Genomic DNA, 18,009 nt, shown 5'->3' with positions numbered 1-18,009 from the left:
ATCACCCGTTCAGCCACATGGCAAACGTGAACTGGACTCGCCGACCAGCCCTGCATACCGTGGGCCCTGGCCGGGGCGGGCAGACCCCGGTCATCACCTCCGGGCCCGGTTCGCCCGATCGACGTGAGCAGGGCGAGTCGATGCGCGTGCTGCATGTGAACAAGTTCCTCTACCGCCGTGGCGGCGCGGAGGGGTATCTGCTCGATCTCGCCGACCTGCAACGGGTTGCCGGCGACACTGTCGCCTACTTCGGCATGAGCCACCCGGAGAACGAGTCACCCCTGCCGTACGCGGCGCGGTTCCCGTCCGAAGTGGAGTTGGAGCCGGCGCCGAGCGGGATGCGGCCCCGCGCGGTGGCAGTCGGCCGGATGCTGTGGTCACCGACGAGCCGCCGCGGGCTGGCCCGGGTGATCGACGAGTTTCGGCCGGACGTGCTGCACCTGCACAACATCTACCACCAGCTCTCCCCGTCGGTGCTCGCCGCGGCCCGCGCCGCCGGTGTGCCGTGCGTGCTGACGATGCACGACTACAAGCTCGCCTGCCCGAGCTACCAACTGCTGGACCGTGGTCGCCCCTGCCAGGCGTGCGTCACCGGTGGCCCGTTGCAGGCGGCTCGTCGCCGCTGCAAGGACGGATCGCTGTCGCGCAGTGGCCTGCTCGCCGTCGAGTCCTGGCTGCACAGGCAGTTCGACGCGTACGACCCGGTGCAGCTCTTCGTGAGCCCGAGCGGGTTCCTGGCCGACGTGATGCGCCGCGCTGGCGTCTACCCGGACCGGCTGCGGGTGGTCAATCACTTCGTCGACCTGACCGGCGTCGCGGCCAAGCAGACACCCGGCGGCGGCGTCGTCTTCGCCGGCCGGCTGGCACCGGAGAAGGGCGTCGACGTGCTGATCGAGGCGGCCGCCGCGCTGCCGGACGGGGTCAGCGTGGACATCGCCGGAGACGGCCCGGCCCGCCCGGAGTTGGAGGCGCTCGCCGCGCGGCGGGTGCCCGGCCGGGTCCGGTTCCACGGCCGTCTCGACAAGCCGCGCCTGCACGAGCTGATCCGGTCGGCGGCGGTGGTCGCCGTCCCGTCCCGGTGGCACGAGAACCAACCGATGGCGGTGCTGGAGGCGTTCGCCTGTGGTGTGCCGGTGGTCGCCACCGACCTGGGCGGTCTTCCCGAACTGGTCGAGCCCGAGGTGGATGGCCGCGTCGTCGTCGCCGATGCGCCGACGGCCCTCGGCGACGCGCTCAACGACCTCCTGGCCGACCCGGAGCGGGCGTACCGGATGGGCCGGGCGGGCCGGGCGAAGATTGCCGCCCAGTTCGCTCCGGACCGGCACCTGGACCGGATCCGTGGGCTGTACGCGGAGGCCGCCGAGGCGTTGCCCTCGCGGCAGCGGGCCGGCCGGGCCGCCGCCGGTGGGGGAGCGGCCCGGTGAGCCCGGTACGAGTGCTCTACCTCGCCGGCAGTGGTCGCAGTGGCAGCACTCTGGTGACCACGGTCCTGGGACAGTTGCCGGGCTTCTTCGCGGCGGGCGAGCTGCGCTACCTGTGGCGGCGCGGCATCCTGGAGAACCGGCAGTGCGGCTGCGGTTCCCCGGTGGCCGACTGCCCGCTCTGGTCCCGCGTGCGCGCCGACCTGACCGACGCCGACCCGGCCGGGATCGCCGCCCGGTTGGCCCAGCGGCTGCGGCTGCGCGGACTGCCCGCACTGCTGCGCCGCGAGCGTCGGGGGCAGCCGCCGGTCGCGGGCCACCCCGACGACACCCAGCTGGCCCGGCTCTACGCCTCGATCGCCGAGCACGCCCTGGGCGGCCGGCCGGACGGCGTCATCGTCGACTCGTCCAAGCTGCCGCCGTACGGGGCCCTGCTCGGCAGCCTGCCCGGCATCGACCTGTACGTCCTGCACGTGGTGCGCGACCCGCGCGCCACCGCGTACTCCTGGCGTCGCCGACGCCCGCTGGACGGGCGCGCCGACGATGAGCTGATGAGCCGGCCACCGGTCGGCAAGGCCGCGCTGCTCTGGCTGGTCTGGAACACCGCCACCGTTCGACTGTGGGGCGGCCGTCGCCGTGCGCCGGGCCGCTACCTGCGGGTGCGGTACGAGGACTTCGTGGCCGATCCGGCCGGCGCCACCGCCCGGATCGCCGGCTTCGTCGGCGCGACCCCCGACGAGCTTCCGTTTCCGACACCGGCCACGGTGCGGCTCGCCCCCACCCACTCGGTGGCCGGCAATCCGTCGCGGCACCGCACCGGACTGGTCGACGTGGTCGCCGACACCGAGTGGCTGACCGGGCTGCCCACCCGCGCGTACGCCGTGGTGACCGGGCTGACCGCCGTGGCCCTGACCCGGTTCGGCTACCCGTTGCGCCGCCCGACGGTCACCTCTCCCGCCGCCCGCCTCGCCGCGGACCCGGCCGTCCCCCCACCCGCCACCCGGCAGGAAGGCTGAACGATGCTCTCACTGGTGGTGGGCACCGGTCGTTGCGGTTCGACACTGGTCCAGGAGTTGCTCTCCCGGCATCCCGCTGTCGGCTTCGTCTCCGGCCTGGACGACAAACTGGCCCGGCTCAACCCCAAGGGCAGGTTCAACGGCGCGCTCTACCGGCGTTCGGCGCCGCGCCCGGCGGGCATGACCTCGCTGCGACACAGTCGACGACTGCTGGAGCGGGGCCGACTAAGGGTGGCGCCGTCGGAGGCCTACCACCTGCTCGACCGGCAGGTGCTTGCCGGCTTCTCCCGACCGTGTCGGGACCTGGTGGCCGAGGACCTGACCCCGTTTGTGGCCCGGCGGCTGCGGGCCTTCTTCGACGAGCGCATCGCACGGCAGGGCTGCCAGCAGTTGGTGCAGCACGTCACCGGGTGGCCACGAACCGGTCTGCTGCACGCCGCGTACCCGGAGCTGCGGGTGGTCAACGTGGTGCGCGACGGCCGAGCGGTGGCCAATTCGTGGCTCCAGATGGGCTGGTGGGACGGGTGGCGCGGGCCGGACAACTGGATCTACGGCCCGCTGCCGTCCGACCTGCGCGAGGAGTGGGCGGAGTCCGGTCGTTCCTTCCAGGTGCTCGCCGCGCTGGGCTGGAAGATGCTGATGGACGCCTTCGCGCAGGCCCGGCTGCGTCACCCGGCCGACCAGTGGCTGGACGTGCGCTACGAGGACCTGGTCGAGCAGCCGCGCGAGCAGGTCGGCCGGATGCTCGACTTCCTCGGGCTGAGCTGGTCGACAGCCTTCGAGAAGGGCTTCTCCCGGTACGACTTCACTGTCGGCCGGGCGGAGGCGTACCGGGACGAGCTCAGCCAGGCGCAGCTCGCCGCTATCGAACGGGTGCTGGAGAAGCCGCTGGCCGAGTGGGGCTACCCGGCCTACGGCACGCTGCAGGAGTAGAGCACAGCCGTCAGCATGCTGACCGTGCCGGTGACCGGGGTCGACGTCCAGCCGCCCGGGCCGTTCGCCACCAGGTTGAAGGTGCCGCTTCCGATGGACAGCAGCGCCCCGGAGAGGGTGATCGAGGTGGCGCTGGGGCCGAGAGTTCCGCCGCCGGTGAAGCCGCCCGACAGCGACCAGGTGAAGCCGCTGCGCGTCAGGCCGCCGACCGGCAGGGTCCAGGTGAAGGTCGGCGGGGTGAGCAGACCCGCGGTGCACTGCAGGTTGGTCGGTGGGTTGACAGTGCCGGCCTGCAGCGAGCCGCGGCCGTACTCGGTGTCGGTCCAGGCGGCCAGCGTCGACTGCGGCGGTGGGAGCACGACGGCGGTGCCGGCGAGCAGCAGGGCCGTGGCACCAGCGAGCCAGCGCCGCCGGACGTGACCGGTTCGCTGCGGGGCCGGCAGAGCGCGGATGCGTGCACGTCTCACGGCCGCCCCACAGGGATGCGGTGCCGGCGCGCGGCGCGCACGAGCAGCAGACCGGTGAAGAGCGCACCGCCTCCGGCCAGCACCGGTGTCCACAGGTTGGTTCCGGTGCGCGGCAGCGGGCCGACAGTGCCGCCCGCCGATGCGCTGTCACCGAACCCGGTCGCGGTGACGACCAGGTCCGCCGACCCTGAGGCCACCGAGTTGGCGAGCAGGCTCGCGGTGACGAGCACCCAACGCTGCTGGTCGGCGCGCATCGAGCTGATGGTGATCGGGTGTGCGGTCAGTCTGGCGGCAGGACCGTCGGCGAGGACCTGCTCACCCTGGCCGGTGGGGCAGGCGCCCTTCACCCACCGGATGGCGCAGACGGCGACCTTCACCTGGAGTCCGTCCGGTCGGACGGTGAGGGGGCCCAACGCCGAGAGCGAGATGGTCACCTCACCGGGCTGCCTCGCGTGTGCCGATACGCCCACCTGCCAGGGCACTGGCTGGTCCGGCGCCAGGTTCGTCATGCGATCGTTGTCGCCGATCGAGACCAGCGTGAGGTACCTGCTCCGGATGACCTCCTCGGTGGTGTCCGCACGGGCCTGGCCCGGCGTCGCCAGGACCGCGGCGGCGACGCCCGGCAGTACCGCCAGCACCACCAACATGCGCCCCAGCGTCGAGTCGCCGTGCGCTCCCGGAACGCTCGGCTGGGTGCCGATCTCCGGCACTGCCCCCGCGTCGTCCGGCACCGCCGAATCCGGTCGCCGGCGTCGCCGGGTCCCCTGCTCGCCCCCGCGAGGCCAGAACGCCCACGTGACGATCGCGGCGGCCCCGATCGTGATCAGACTCGTGGCATACACGTTCGACACGGCTCGCACCGCGTACCCGAGCCTGGGCACCGACCACTCCACGAGCCGTACGTGGCTCACCGCGTGCGGTGCGGCGTCGTTGGTCGCGTTCGCGTCCCCCCGCAGGGTGAGCAGGCGGGTGGGCCCGCCGCCGTTGGCGATGTCGACGACCCGGTGGGTGATCGGTGCCAGCGGCGCGCGGTCGACGGTGACGACGTCTCCCACGTGGACCTCGGACGCGGGGATCTCCCGCACCACGGCCAGTGACCCGGCGGGGATGGTCGGGCCCATCGACCCGGTCTTGAACAGGATGAGCGAGATGTCGAAGAAGAACGCCAGCGGGACGAGGACGACGCAGGCCGTCCCACCGACGGCGAGCACTGTCAGCACCAGGTCGCCGACCCGGGCAAGGGTGCCGTGCCGTCGACGTTCGCGTCCCACCATCTGCAGATCCTTTACGTAGACGTGGCAGTGAATACCCAGGTGACGATCCCGGTCGTGCCCTGGTACGCGTTGCTGGCGCCGGCCTGGACCCGGACCTCGAAGCAGAACCGCAGCTGCGGCGTCGCGCCGCTCGGCACGGTGATGGGGGACGAGACCGGCGAGCCGGGAACCGCGGTGATGGCGGAGTAACCGGGCCCGACGATCCAGGTGGGTGAACCGGAGAAGGCGGCGGCGGCACACGTGGTGCTGGTGGTGGCGGTCCGCACCGCCCGGTACTCGAGCGCGGGCAACAGGGCGCCGGAGTTGTTCGACGAACTCGTCAGCGCGACAGTGCCCCCGACATTCGTCGTCGAGGTCGTCCGGATGTCCATGAAGGCGTAGAACGACACCGAGGGGGACATCGCCGTCGCGTTGAACGCCAGCGCCGCGGCGTTCGCCACCGGGGTGTGGCTGGCCCAGGTACTGGAGGCGGTCTGCGATTCGGTGCCGAAGACGCTCGCGCCGAACGACCCGGTGCCGTACTCGCTGTCGGTCCACGCGGCGAGCGTGGACGTCGTCCCCAGGCCGAGAACGAGGGCGCCAGCGAGTACGGCACGGGTCCGGCGAAGCCGTGGTGTTCCGGCCGGCGTCCGACGGTTGACCACGGCCACCACCTAGACGGACTCGGCCAGGAGCTGCCAGGTTTCCGTTACCGACGTGCCCTGCACCAGAGTGCCCCCCGCCGTGACGACGAAGCAGAGGTTCACCGCGGCGCCCGGAGTCGTGGGAGGGGTGCCCTGCGTCAGGTTGAACGGCACCGCGCCGGCCACCGAGTTGAGCGGAGTGCCCTGCGCCACGATCCAGGTCGGGGTGGTGGGTGTCGCGCTGCAGTCGGCGAAGGCCGGGACGGTCGCGATCCCGTAGGTGAGGCCGACGAAGGCGGGTGGAGCGGGGGTCGCTGACGCCACAGTGACTGTCGCGTCGTACGTCGTGGCGGCGGTCAGGCGGACGGCGAACGGTGCCGCGACCACGTCACCGGGGCTGATGTCGTCGAAGCCGGTGCTGAAGGTCAACGCTGCCGCCGTGCCGGCGGTGTTGTGCTCGGCGTAGGTGGTGCCGTTGGTGCTGCCCTCCATGCTGAAGGTGCCCGCCGTGAACGTGCCGGTGGCGTACTCCGAGTCGTTCCAGGCGGCGAGGGTGATCGTGGCACCGAGGCCGAGGACGATTCCTCCGGCCAGGATGGCTTTCAGCTTGCGGCGGCGGCCTCGACTGCTCGGTTTCTCCACTGCCGTCCCTGTCGGTTCATTCAATGTGTCCTCCTCGGTGCTACGCGGGTGGTTGTCGTGGGCCGGTGCCAGCGGCGCAAGGATCACAATAAGCACCAGACCCTGACAAAAAGCCCAAAGCACTCAAGTCGTCACAGGAGGGCCCATGCGGGCAGCGGGCCCGCCGGTCGGCACTATCGACGGACGTCACGGGGCCGGTTAATCTTTGGCCCCACACCATCGATGTGAGGAGATGCGATGGCGCGCCGTACCGGCCGACCCTCCTACCAGCTGGACAAGGCCGACGTGCGCCGCCAGCGAACAGTGCGCTCGGTAGCCGTCGCGGGGGTGATCGCACTGGTCACCGCGCTGCTCGGTGGGTTGATCGGCTACCAGTTGGGCCGTCCGGACGCCACCGAGGCGACCATCGCGAGCATCAAGCAGGACGAGGCGAAGCGGGACGCTCAGCAGATCGTGGAGCTGATCGAGACGGCCCGGCGGGTCCGCGACCAGGTCGCCCCGGTACTGACCGCCATCAAGACGGAGACGACCGGCGGACGTGCGCCGGATCCGGCGAAGGCACGCCAGTGGCAGGAGGCCATGCGCCAGGCGGCCGAGCCGTTCGCCGACCCGCCGTCGGGGACCACCGCCACCAACGTGGCGCGCGGAGGATTGCGCGGAGCTGTCCAGCAGGCGTCGCTGGCCGTCGACGCCTACGCTCTGGCGGCCGGCGTTCCGGCCGCGCAACGGGCGGCCCTGCTGGACGTCACCGCGCGGCAGGCGGCCGAGGCCGCGACGATCTGGTCGGTCGCGGCGACCCAGCTCGATCAGATCAGCGTCGATTCCGGCCAGGGCCATCAGCACGTGTTCCTGGACACAGACCCCCACGAAGGGGCCCTCACCCCGGACGGGGCGGCCGAGGGAACCGGTGGCTGAGGCACTTTGCGGGGCAAGTGTCGGGTTTGCCGGCGGAGGTGGCCGGGCGGGGTCGACCGAGCGGTCACGGTGTGATCTGGGGGCGACGCGCCGAATCGGGTACGGTCGCTTATCGCAAAGTCTATGAACCAGATTGGCTTTCTGTGCAAGGGAAGCCGAATCGGAGGGACACAGCCGTGAGGTTCCCCAGTGCCGTCCGTCAGGCCGGCCTCGTCGTGGCCGTCGCCGCCCTCGCGCTGACCGCCGGTTGCGCGAAGAAGGACGACAGCGAGGTCCAGGCGAGCGGCGTCAAGCTGGTCGCGGCGGGCAAGCTGACCGTCTGCACCCACCTGCCGTACCCGCCGTTCCAGTCCAAGGACGCCAGCGGCAAGGTGACCGGCTTCGACGTCGAGATCATGGACCTGGTCGCCAAGGAGCTCGGCGTCGAGCAGACGATCATCGACACCCCGTTCGAGGGGATCAAGTCCGGCCAGGACCTCAACACCGGCAAGTGCGACGCGGCAGCCGCCGGCATGACCATCACCGAGGAGCGGCGGAAGGTCGTCGACTTCTCCGACCCCTACTTCGACGCCACGCAGGCGATGCTGGTGAAGACCGGCAAGACGTACAAGTCGCTCGACGACCTCAAGGGCAAGAACCTCGGCGTCCAGGCGGCCACCACGGGTCGTGACTACGCCAAGAAGCTCGAGGCGGAGAAGGGCCTGAAGCTCGTCGAGTTCGAGGACCTCGCCGCCCTCCAGCAGGCGGTCGCCAACGGCCAGGTCGAGGCCGGCATCAACGACCTGCCGGTCTGGACCGAGTACCTGAAGAAGAACCCGGGCGGGTTCGAGGTGGCCGCCGAGTTCGACACCGGCGAGCAGTACGGCTTCCCCGTGAAGAAGGACGCCAACCCGGAGTTGCTCAAGAAGATCAACGAGGTGCTGGCCAAGGCCAAGCAGGACGGCACTTACAACACGATCTACGAGAAGTGGATCGGTAAGCGGCCGAGCGCCTGAGCCGCGTAGCGGCCGAGCGCCGCGCAGTACCGGAGGGCGCGCGTCCCGCGCGCCCTCCGACGTCGGTAACCTCCGGGAAGGCAACGAGCGAACGTGAAGCTGCGACGCCGCCAGCGGGAGCGGCTGTCCCTCGGGCTCCAGTACCTGGTCTTCATCGCCATCATCGCCACGGTGCTCGTCGCCGCGGACTGGGACAGGCTGGCCGACGCGTTCTTCCGCGTCGACATCATCAAGTCGATGTTCCCGACGATCATCACCGTCGCGCTGCGCAACACCATCCTCTACACGCTGGGCGCGTTCGCCTTCGGCCTCGTGTTCGGCACCATCCTGGCGCTGATGCGCCTGTCCCGGGTGGCGCCGTACCGCTGGGTGGCGACGGCGTACATCGAGCTGTTCCGGGGTCTGCCCGCGCTGCTGGTGCTCTTCCTGGTCGGGTACGGCATCCCCATCGCCTTTCCGGAGCGCGAGATTCCGGGCGGAGTGTTCGGTTCGATAGCGATCGGCCTCGGGTTGACCGCCGCGGCGTACATGGCGGAGACGATCCGGGCCGGCATCCAGGCCGTGCCGAAGGGGCAGATGGAGGCGGCGCGGACCCTCGGCATGTCGCACTTCACCGCCATGCGGACGATCGTCATCCCGCAGGCGTTCCGGATCGTGATCCCGCCGCTGACGAACGAGCTCATCCTGCTCACCAAGGACTCGTCGTTGGCCTACGTGCTCGGGGTGACGGCGCAGACGATCGAGATCACCAAGTTCGGTCGGGACATGCTCAACGACCGGGTGAACGCGACCCCGCTGCTGGTGGCCGGCCTCGCCTACCTGGTGATCACCCTGCCGCTGTCGCAGGTGGTACGACGCCTCGAACTCCGCTACGCCAAGGCCCGGTGACCCGATGACGACCACGCCTTCCCGCCCCGCCGTGGAGATCCGCGACCTGCACAAGTCCTTCGGGCCGCTCAAGGTGCTCAAGGGCATCGACTTCGAGGTCGGCCAGGGTGAGGTGGTCTGCGTCATCGGGCCGTCCGGCTCCGGCAAGTCGACCCTGCTGCGCTGCGTCGACCTGCTGGAGGAGCCGACCGCCGGCAAGATCTGGGTGAACGGGGTCGAGATGACCGACCCGGACGTCGAGATCGACGCGGTCCGCCGCGGCATCGGCATGGTGTTCCAGTCATTCAACCTGTTTCCGCACCTGACCGTTCTGAACAACCTCACCATCGCTCAGCGCCGGGTGCTCCGGCGAGGTCGGGCCGAGGCCGAGCGGATCGCGCGGGCCAACCTGGAGCGCGTCGGGCTGACCGACAAGGCCGACGCCTTCCCGGCGCAGCTCTCCGGTGGGCAGCAGCAGCGGGCGGCGATCGCCCGGTCGCTGTCGATGGAGCCGAAGCTGATGCTGTTCGACGAGCCGACCTCCGCGCTCGATCCGGAACTCGTCGGCGACGTGCTCACCGTCATGCGCAAGCTGGCCGAGGACGGCATGACGATGATGGTGGTCACCCACGAGATGGCGTTCGCCCGCGATGTCGCCGACCGGGTCGTCTTCATGGACGGTGGTGTGGTGGTCGAGCAGGGGCCGCCGCAGGAGGTGCTGGGCGCGCCGAAGCACGAACGGACCCGCGCGTTCCTCTCCCGGGTCCTCGACCCGACCCGCGTCGCGCAGGTCGGTCAGCCGGACCAGGCGCCCGAGCCGCCGGACACCCCCGGCGTGCCGGTGGACGACCGCCACAACCTCTGACGACGGTTCTCGTACGTCCTTCCCGCCGGGTTGCCTCATCGATGGCAGCCCGGCGTCCATCTGTGCGCTGCTCGGTCGTGGGCAGCGGCGTCCGCCCGCTACCGGTCAGGTCGACGGGCTCGGTGTCAGCTTCATGTCAATCGACTGACGTCGTGATGTCAAGGTAATCTTTTTGCAATCAGACCTGTACTTTCGTCGATGGATTACATAAGTTGCTGTCATCCATCGAAAGTTCTGAGTCTTCCGAGCAAAGCCCGCGACGAGCCTCACCCTCAGTCGTGCCACCGCCCGTGCTCGGCGGTCAATGCACCCTGCCCTCGTCGCGTCTTCGCCCGGTCGGGAACGGAGACCCATGGACGATCACGCTGGTGGCCCTCAGCGCCACCTGTCCCGCAGATCGCTGATCGCCACCGGCGCGCTCGCCGCCGGGGCGTTGGGCGCGTCCGCCCCAACGATCGGCACCGCGTTCGGCGGCAGCCCCGCCCGGGCCGCCGCCGGTGTCACCAAGAAGATCACCATCTACGCCGAGCAGTTGCCCGGCAACCTGTTCGGGTACGGCCTGGCGCCCGGTCAGGCCACCGTTCCGGGCCCGATCCTGGAAATGTACGAGGGTGACACGCTGGAGATCACCCTGGTCAACACCACCAACCAGCGGCTGTCCATCCATCCGCACGGGGTGGACTACAGCACCGACTCCGACGGCAGCCCGTTCAACGCCTCGTTCAACAATCCGGGTGAGACGCGGACGTACGTCTGGCGCTCGCACGAGATGGTGGCCGCGGCGGGTCGGCGGTACATGCCGGGCAGTGCCGGCTACTGGCACTACCACGATCACGCGATGGGCACCGACCACGGCACCGGCGGTGTCGCGAAAGGACTGTACGGCGCGCTGATCGTCAGACGGCGTGGCGACATCCTGCCGTCGAAGCAGTTCACTGCCGTGTTCCACGACATGATGATCAACAACAAGATGGCTCCGGCGACCCCGATGTTCGAGGCGAACCTGGGCGAGCGCGTCGAGTGGATCGCCATCGGCCACGGCAACCTGTTCCACACCTTCCACCTGCACGCGCACCGCTGGGCGGACAACCGCACCGGGATGTTGGAGGGGCCGAGCGACCCGAGCCTGGTGGTCGACAACAAGGACCTCAACCCCGGCAGCTCGTTCGGTTTCCAGGTGCTGGCCGGGGAGGGCGTCGGACCCGGCGCGTGGATGTACCACTGCCACGTGCAGACGCACTCCGACGGCGGCATGGCCGGGATCTTCCTGGTGCGCAACGCCGACGGCAGCATGCCGCCGGGCGCCGAAGAGGCGATCCACCGGTTCCAGGGCCACACCCACACGCACGGAAGCTGACCGAACCGAAAGTGGGGACGGGCATGACCAGAAAACTACGACGAACCCTTGCCGCGGTAGCGGCCTTGGCGACACTGCTCCCGGCGACGACGACGGCGGCGGCCGCTGCCGCACCACGAACGGCGGCCGCCCCGCAGGCGGCGCAGCCGCAGCAGACCGCGGTCCTGGTGTTCCACGGCCCGGTGGCCGAACAACAGGACCCGGTCGCACGCGCGGTGGACACCATCAAACAGCTTGGTGCCGTTCATGACATCGATGTCACGGCCACCACGGACCCGGGCGCCTTCACAGCGGCCGGGCTGTCCGCGTACCGAAGCGTGGTCTTTCTCTCCGCGACGGGCGCCGCGCTGAACCGCGACCAGGAGTCGGCGCTGCAGAACTACGTCAAGGCCGGCGGCGGTTTCGTCGGCATCGCCGACGCCGCCCGCGCCCAGGTCGACTCCACCTGGTTCACCGGGCTGATCGGCACCCGCCCGGCCGGCGCCATCCCGGTCGCCGAGCCGGTGGCCAAGGTGACCGCCAGCGGCGAGAACCCGCCCAACGAGACCAAGGAGAAGCTGACCGACGGCGACGCCAACACGAAATGGCTGGTCCGCACCCCGACCGCCTGGGTGGCGTACGAGTTGAGCGCACCAAAGAAGATCACTGGGTACGCGCTCACGTCGGCCAACGACTCCTCCGGTCGGGACCCGAAGGACTGGACCCTGCAGGGCTCCACTGACGGCCAGAGCTGGACCGACCTGGACCGCCGCATCGGGCAGACCTTCCCGGACCGGTACCAGACCCGGCGGTTCGACATCGCCGCGCCGCAGGAGTTCACGCGCTACCGGCTCAACGTCACAGCCAACAGCGGTGAACCGCTGGTCCAACTCGCCGACCTGCGCCTGTTCACCGGCAGCACCACCGCCCCGGAGCCGCCCGCTGTGAACCGCGCTGTGGTGAACATCCTGGACCGCAAGCACCCGGCCACCGCGTCGCTGCCGATGACGCTCACCCGCTCCGACCGCTGGGAGAACTGGGACCCGAACCCCATCGGCACCGTGCACACTCTCGCCCAGGTCGAGGAGCGGCACTACAACCCGGGGGCGGCCGCCAACGGCGCCTTCCACCCGGTGTCCTGGTGCCGGGACTACGACGGCGGCCGGTCGTTCTACACCGGCATGGGCCACACCGAGGGCAGCTACGGCGAGGAGGCGTTCCGCACGCACCTCGCTGGCGCCCTCAACTGGACCACCGGTCGGGTACGCGGCGACTGCCAGGCCACCATCGCCGCGAACTACAAGGTGGAGCGACTCACCGCAGCCAACCAGACCGGGCAACTGGACCAGATCGGCGAGCCGCACGGGCTCACCATCGCGCCGGACGGCACCGTCTTCTACGTCGGCAAGGCGGCCTGCCCGAGCGGTCCGATCGCGGACTGGAACAACCCGAAGGTCGGCCTGGGCTGCGGCACCATCCACTCCTTTGACCCGCGAACCAAGCAGGTCAAGCTGCTTACCACCCTGGAGGTGATGGGCAACCGGGGCAGCGGCTCCGAGTTGGTCAAGAACGAGGAGGGCCTGCTCGGCATCGTGCCCGATCCCGCGTTCGCCGAGAATGGCTGGCTCTACGTCTACTGGATGCCACACGACTCGGTCGACCGGGTGAAGCGGGTCGGTCAGCGGACCGTCTCGCGGTTCACCTACGACCGGCAGGCGCAGACCGTCGACCAGGCGACCCGCAAGGACCTGTTGCAGTTCCCGGTGCAGATCCACAGCTGCTGCCACGCTGGCGGCGGCATGGCGTTCGACGCCAAGGGCAACCTCTACGTCGGCTCCGGCGACAACAACTCCTCGGAGGGGTCGCAGGGCTACGCCGGCAACAACTGGACCCAGGAGTACGAGGGCATCTCGTTCCAGGACGCCCGCCGCACGTCGGGTAACACGAACGACCTCGCCGGCAAGATCATCCGGATCCACCCGGAGCCGGACGGCACGTACACCATCCCGGAGGGCAACCTGTTCCCACCGGGCACCGAGAGGACCCGGCCGGAGATCTACGTGATGGGCGTACGCAACATCGCCCGCCTCCAGATCGACCCTGTGCACCAGTGGCTGACCGCCGGCTGGGTCGGCCCGGACGCCTCGTCGCCCAGCCCCACGCTGGGCCCGGCGAAGTACGAGACGGCCACCATCATCACCTCCGCCGGCAACCAGGGCTGGCCGTACTGCATGGGCAACCGGCAGCCGTACCGTGACCGCAGCAACACCGACGCGACAGTGCTGACCGGCTGGTACGACTGCGACAACCTGAAGAACACCTCGCCGCGCAACACCGGACTGGAGGACATCCCGGCGGCCCGGGACAACATGATCTGGTACTCGCCCGACGGTGGCGGCCCGGTGTTCCCGAAGCGGACCGACGGCAGCGGCCTGCCGACCTACGTGGCGGCCGACGCCACCTACACGCAGCCGTACCTGCGCGGCGGCGGGCAGGCCATCATGTCCGGCCCGACGTACCACCGGAACCTCGTCGACACCACCAGCGGCGTGGCGTGGCCCGAGCACTGGGACGGCAAGTGGTTCATCGGCGACCAGTCGAACGCCGCCAACCGGGTCGCTGTCACAGTCGACCCGGCCGGCGTGCCGCAGGCCGCCCCACCGGTGTACGCCGAGTCGCTGCGGGCCATCATCCCCGGTGGCAACGGCGACACCCGCTTGCAGAGCTGGATGGACGCGAAGTTCGGCCCGGACGGCGCGCTCTACCTGCTCGACTACGGCGGCGGCTTCTTCAGCCTGCACGCGAACCAGAAGCTGATCCGGGTCACCTACACCGGCGGGGCGCCCACCCCGGCACCGGCGGCGACCTCGGTCGCCGTGCAGAACAAGCCACTGACCATCGCCTTCACCGGTTCCCGCTCCGGCGGCGTCAGCCACCGCTGGGAGTTCGGCGACGGCGCCACGTCGACCGAGGCGGACCCCCGGCACACCTACGCCACTGTCGGCACCTACACGGCGAAGCTCACCGTCACGTACGCCGACGGTCAGACGGCGACGGTGCAGACCACTGTGACGGTGGGCTGCGCGGTGCCCGACGACCGGTCGACGGTGTGGCTCGGCGACACCGACACCGGTGTGCCCAGTCGCACTGTCGGGCAGGGCTGCACCGCCAACGACCTCATCGACGACGAGAGCACCTGGGCCGACCACAACGGTTTCGTCCGGCACGTCACAGCGGTCGCCCGCACGTTGCAGGACGACGACCTGCTCAGCACCCGCGAAGCCGGCACCCTCACCCGCCTGGCCGCCGCGTCGCAGATCGGCCGGGACGGGCACACCGGGTACGAGCCGCTCTTCGACGGCACCACCGAGTCGCTGCGCGGTTGGCAGCAGGCGCCGTCGGGACAGTTCGGCATCCAGCCGGACGGGTCACTGCGCTCCAGCGGCGGCCTGGGCATGCTCTGGCACACCAAGGAGCTGGGCGACTTCTCGCTGAAGTTGCAGTTCCGGGACATCGCGCCAGGCACCGGCCGGGCCAACACCGGAGTCTTCATCCGGTTCCCGGACCTGCGAACACCCCTCGACCAGCGGCCACCGGACAGCTGCGGCACTGTCGGGTCGGCGCGGACCTCGGCGGCCTGGATGGCGATCTACTGCGGACACGAGATCCAGATCTACGACGGTGACACCGGTGAGCCGCAGAAGACCGGCTCGGTCTACAACTTCGACCCGGTGCCGCTGGCCCAGGCCGGCGTGACGCCGAAGAACGAGTGGAACGACTACGAGATCCGCGCCGTCGGGCAGCACTACACGATGATCCGCAACGGCGTGGTGATCAACGAGTTCGACAACACGCCCGGCAAGCAGTCGTCGCGAGCCGGCGACCCGCCGACCGACCTGCGGCAGTTCCTGCGCGGCTTCATCGGCCTGCAGAACCACGGTGACAACGACCTGACCGAGTTCCGCAACATCCGTGCGCGGGAACTCTAGGAGTGACGATGACCCGACGACTGACGGCCGCGCTGGCGGCGCTCCTGCTCACGGTGATCCCGTTGGCAGTGGCGCCCGCCTCCGCCGCCCCGCGCGTCGCCGCCGACCAGGTGTTGACCTGGACCGCCGACGACAGCATCACCCAGTACAAGTCCGCGCCCACCACGGCGGTGGCCGGAGCGACAACGATCATCTGGGAGAACAGCGCGGCCACCGGCAACACCACCGGGATGCCGCACACGCTGACCTTCGACACCAGCACCGAGGGCTACAACCACGACGTCACACTCAACATCCTGGCCAGCCCGTTCGACGCCAACGATGGCCGCCACCAGGCGACAGTGACGCTGACCCCGGGCCGGTACCGGTACTTCTGCTCGATCCCCGGCCACAGCTCGATGGTCGGTGAGCTGGTGGTCACCGACGGCGGTGGCGGTGGCGACACCACCGCGCCGACAGTGACCGCCGCGGTCTCCGGCGACCAGGACCAGGACGGCAACTACCTCGGCGCGGCCACCGTGACAGTGACGGCCACCGACGCCGACTCGGGGGTGCAGACCGTCGAGTACCAGGTCGACGACACCAGCTTCCTGCCGTACACCGAGCCGGTGCGGGTGACAGCGATCGGCGACCACGCGGTGCAGTTCCGCGCTACCGACCAGGCCGGCAACACCAGCGCCGTCGGCTCGGTGGCGTTCCGGATCGTCGAGCCGGGGGAGGACGACACCACAGCGCCGGTGGTCGCGATCGCGCTGGCCGGCGACCGCGACGGCGACGGCAACTACATCGGTACGGCCACCGCCACGTTGACCGCCACCGACAGCGGATCCGGCGTCGCCACCATCGAGTACGCCCTGGACGGGGCGGCCTTCACCGCGTACACGAACCCGATCGTGGTGAACGCGGCCGGGATGCACATGCTGCACTACCGGGCCACCGACGTCGCCGGGAACACGTCGGCGGAGCAGATGTCCCACTTCACAGTCGTCGAGCCGCAGGCCGAGGACACGACTCCACCCACTGTCGCCGCCGCTGTGGCCGGTGACCGCAACGACGACGGTGGGTACGTCGGCGGCGCGACAGTCACCGTCACGGCCACCGACGCCGAGTCCGGCGTGGCGAAGATCGAGTACGCGCTCGACACCGGGGCCTGGACGGCGTACACCGCCCCGGTCGCCGTCCGCGCACCCGGCGCGCACACACTGCGGTATCGGGCCACCGACACGGCGGGGAACTCCTCCACCGAGCAGTCGACGTCGTTCACGGTGGTGGTCGACGGCACCGACCGCTGCCCGGACTCGGACACCCGGGCCACCGTGATCATCGACGGCGGGGACACCGGTGTGGGCAACGTGGACACCGGCGACGGCTGCACCATCAACGATCTGATCGACGAACACGCCGACTACCCCGGCCACGCCGAATTCGTCCGACACGTCGAAGCGGTCACCGCCGCGCTCGTGACCGGCGGCACGCTCGACCGGCGGCAGCAGGGCGCCATCGTCCGGGCCGCGGCCCGATCGGACGTCGGCGCATGAGTCCTCGAACCTCACCGACAGGGAGTACCACGATGCCCGGACGTACCGTCGCCAAGCTCGCCACCGTGAGCGCCGTCATCGCGGCCTCGGTGCTGGCCGTGGCGCCCACCGCACACGCCGACCTGGTCACCCACTGCATCGGCACCGGCGGCGCGGTGACAGTGCCCAACGACCTGCTCGTGCCCGCCGGCGAGTCCTGCGCGCTCACCGGCACCACGATCACCGGCAACGTCACCGTCGCGGCCGGCGGCAATCTGGTGGTGACCGGTGGCCGGGTCAGCGGCGAGGTGCGCGTGTCCGCGGACGGCTACCTCGATGCCACCAACACCACGGTCGACGGCCAGGTGGTGCTGGCCGCGGGCGGATACGGCATCTTCCTCTCCAACGCCCAGACCGGCAACGTGACAGTGCGACCGAAGGGCAGCGCGACCATCGACAGCTTCCTGTTCGCCGAGGAGTCGACGGTCGCCGGGACCGTCACCGTCGGCGCCGGTGAGGTCCGGCTCGACGGTGGCACCCAGGTGCAGCGCAACCTCAGCAGCACCGGCACCTACTACACCGATCTGCACGACTCGTTCGTGGACGGCACGCTGTCGGTGCTCAACAGCGCCACAGGCAGTGTCGTGTGCGGCAGCGCGGTGCGCGGCAAGGCCACGTTCGCCGGCAACCTGGGCGGCGTGCAGGTGGGCCCGAACGGCACGCTCGACAGCTGCGCCTCCGGTGGCTATTGGGGCGGGGACGTGAGCATCACCAGCACCACCGGCGGCGTCACCGTCGACGACAACATCATCAACGGCCAGTTGACGGTGACCGACAACAACCCGGTCGCCCAGGTGGCCGCCAACAACCGAATCCGTGGCGGGGTGACCGGCGACCAGGCGGCCACGACCACCAACCGGTCGGCCCGGGTGGCCGGCCCGGATCGGGAGGACGCCGGCGACCAGCGCGCCGAGGTCCGCCGTACCTCGGCGGTGCAGGAGGCCACCGAGGCGGGCGCCGCCCGGCTCTAGTTGATCGACGCTACGGCGGCCGGTCACCCCCGCGCCTGGTGGTGTTAGCGCCCCGCCCGCGTGGGGCGTGGTCGAGATAATTAAATTGCGTATAGACGAAAAAAAAAACATAGGAAAG

At 70.2% G+C, this 18,009-nt stretch carries 15 protein-coding genes; 11 read left to right on the top strand and 4 right to left on the bottom strand.

Going from position 1 to position 18,009, the window contains the following annotated elements; all coding sequences use genetic code 11:
* Positions 1-140: 140 nt before the first annotated feature.
* Genes AB0C20_RS15850 through AB0C20_RS15840 form a run of 3 tightly spaced genes read left to right on the top strand, consistent with a single transcriptional unit; the run spans position 141 to position 3,370 of the window.
* Positions 141-1,424: a glycosyltransferase family 4 protein gene (locus AB0C20_RS15850; RefSeq protein WP_357185590.1), complete on the top strand. Its 1,284-nt coding sequence runs from the start codon at positions 141-143 to the stop codon at positions 1,422-1,424.
* Positions 1,421-2,437, top strand: coding sequence for a sulfotransferase (locus tag AB0C20_RS15845; protein ID WP_357185593.1), 1,017 nt, complete (start codon positions 1,421-1,423; stop codon positions 2,435-2,437). The genes AB0C20_RS15850 and AB0C20_RS15845 overlap by 4 nt, the downstream gene beginning before the upstream one ends.
* A gap of 3 nt (positions 2,438-2,440) precedes the next feature.
* Positions 2,441-3,370 carry a sulfotransferase gene (locus tag AB0C20_RS15840; protein ID WP_357185596.1) on the top strand — a complete coding sequence of 310 codons (930 nt, stop codon included), beginning with the start codon at positions 2,441-2,443 and terminating at the stop codon, positions 3,368-3,370.
* Here AB0C20_RS15840 and AB0C20_RS15835 read toward each other — a convergent pair.
* From AB0C20_RS15835 to AB0C20_RS15820, 4 genes are read right to left on the bottom strand one after another with little or no spacing between them, the layout of a single operon-like run.
* The gene (locus AB0C20_RS15835) at positions 3,349-3,837 is read right to left on the bottom strand and encodes a hypothetical protein (RefSeq protein WP_357185599.1); all 489 of its coding nucleotides are present in this window, start codon (positions 3,835-3,837) and stop codon (positions 3,349-3,351) included. The genes AB0C20_RS15840 and AB0C20_RS15835 overlap by 22 nt on opposite strands.
* Positions 3,834-5,111: a signal peptidase I gene (locus AB0C20_RS15830; protein ID WP_357185601.1), complete on the bottom strand. Its 1,278-nt coding sequence runs from the start codon at positions 5,109-5,111 to the stop codon at positions 3,834-3,836. The genes AB0C20_RS15835 and AB0C20_RS15830 overlap by 4 nt, the downstream gene beginning before the upstream one ends.
* 11 nt (positions 5,112-5,122) lie before the next feature.
* The gene (locus AB0C20_RS15825; RefSeq protein ID WP_357185604.1) at positions 5,123-5,755 is read right to left on the bottom strand and encodes a SipW-dependent-type signal peptide-containing protein; all 633 of its coding nucleotides are present in this window, start codon (positions 5,753-5,755) and stop codon (positions 5,123-5,125) included.
* A 9-nt stretch (positions 5,756-5,764) separates the two neighbouring features.
* Positions 5,765-6,400 (bottom strand): SipW-dependent-type signal peptide-containing protein, encoded by a 636-nt coding sequence (locus tag AB0C20_RS15820; RefSeq protein ID WP_357185607.1) that lies wholly within the window; start codon positions 6,398-6,400, stop codon positions 5,765-5,767.
* 213 nt (positions 6,401-6,613) lie between these two features.
* Between AB0C20_RS15820 and AB0C20_RS15815 the strand changes: the two genes are divergently transcribed.
* The 8 genes from AB0C20_RS15815 to AB0C20_RS15780 all read left to right on the top strand — a co-directional run bounded on the left by AB0C20_RS15815 (position 6,614) and on the right by AB0C20_RS15780 (position 17,891).
* Positions 6,614-7,291 carry a hypothetical protein gene (locus AB0C20_RS15815; protein ID WP_357185610.1) on the top strand — a complete coding sequence of 226 codons (678 nt, stop codon included), beginning with the start codon at positions 6,614-6,616 and terminating at the stop codon, positions 7,289-7,291.
* A 176-nt stretch (positions 7,292-7,467) separates the two neighbouring features.
* Positions 7,468-8,286, top strand: coding sequence for a basic amino acid ABC transporter substrate-binding protein (locus tag AB0C20_RS15810; protein WP_357568261.1), 819 nt, complete (start codon positions 7,468-7,470; stop codon positions 8,284-8,286).
* Between the two features lie 93 nt (positions 8,287-8,379).
* Entirely contained in the window at positions 8,380-9,174 is a 795-nt protein-coding gene (locus AB0C20_RS15805) for an amino acid ABC transporter permease (RefSeq protein ID WP_091406922.1), read from the top strand.
* A 4-nt stretch (positions 9,175-9,178) separates the two neighbouring features.
* Positions 9,179-10,018, top strand: a complete 840-nt coding sequence (locus tag AB0C20_RS15800) for an amino acid ABC transporter ATP-binding protein (protein ID WP_357568260.1) — start codon at positions 9,179-9,181, stop codon at positions 10,016-10,018.
* A 352-nt stretch (positions 10,019-10,370) separates the two neighbouring features.
* Positions 10,371-11,375: a multicopper oxidase domain-containing protein gene (locus AB0C20_RS15795; protein WP_357185621.1), complete on the top strand. Its 1,005-nt coding sequence runs from the start codon at positions 10,371-10,373 to the stop codon at positions 11,373-11,375.
* A 23-nt stretch (positions 11,376-11,398) separates the two neighbouring features.
* Positions 11,399-15,343 carry a ThuA domain-containing protein gene (locus tag AB0C20_RS15790; protein WP_357568259.1) on the top strand — a complete coding sequence of 1,315 codons (3,945 nt, stop codon included), beginning with the start codon at positions 11,399-11,401 and terminating at the stop codon, positions 15,341-15,343.
* An 8-nt stretch (positions 15,344-15,351) separates the two neighbouring features.
* A complete protein-coding gene (locus tag AB0C20_RS15785; protein ID WP_357568258.1) occupies positions 15,352-16,881 on the top strand; it encodes a plastocyanin/azurin family copper-binding protein in 1,530 nt (509 codons plus the stop codon).
* Positions 16,882-16,913: 32 nt separating this feature from the next.
* A complete protein-coding gene (locus AB0C20_RS15780; protein WP_357185630.1) occupies positions 16,914-17,891 on the top strand; it encodes a hypothetical protein in 978 nt (325 codons plus the stop codon).
* Positions 17,892-18,009 lie beyond the last annotated feature (118 nt).

The organism is Micromonospora sp. NPDC048843 (assembly GCF_040649965.1).
Lineage (GTDB): Bacteria > Actinomycetota > Actinomycetes > Mycobacteriales > Micromonosporaceae > Micromonospora > Micromonospora hortensis.
The sequence above is the reverse complement of the archived record's forward strand: the minus strand, read 5'-3'. Positions and strand labels throughout refer to the sequence as shown.